At 59.7% G+C, this 407-nt stretch carries 1 protein-coding gene; it reads right to left on the minus strand.

Annotation, left to right across the window (positions count from 1 at the left end; genetic code table 11):
- Nucleotides 1-407, minus strand: a 407-nt coding sequence (locus DEO48_RS05365) for a S49 family peptidase (protein ID WP_146198243.1), incomplete at both ends; no start/stop codon positions are given.

A 407-nucleotide genomic window follows, 5' to 3' on the forward strand; every position in this document is an offset into this window, starting at 1 on the left:
GCCCTCCTTCTCGATACGCTGTGACCAGTCGCAGTGAATGACAATGCAGCCAATCGAGCCCACACCACCGGTGCGGGGAACCACTATCCTGTCCGCCGCACTGGCGATGGCGTAAGCCGCTGAGTAAGCGCTTTCCGTCAGAATGGCGTGTATCGGCTTTTTCCCCCGGCTGGCGTAAATCAAATCCACCAGGTCAAAACATCCGCCCACTTCACCGCCTGGCGAATCCACATCGAGACAGATCGCCGTGACCTCCGGGTCATGCAGGGCATTCAGAAAGGACTGTCGGATACCGTCATAGCCGGTCATGCCGCTGTACGGCCGCAGGCTTTCCAGCTTCTGAACCAGCGTGCCATGGACGGGGATCACCGCCACCCCTTCCAGCACGTCATAGCCGGTCTCTTTCC

This window comes from Enterobacter sp. CGMCC 5087 (assembly GCF_003144775.1).
Classification (GTDB): domain Bacteria; phylum Pseudomonadota; class Gammaproteobacteria; order Enterobacterales; family Enterobacteriaceae; genus Enterobacter; species Enterobacter cloacae_M.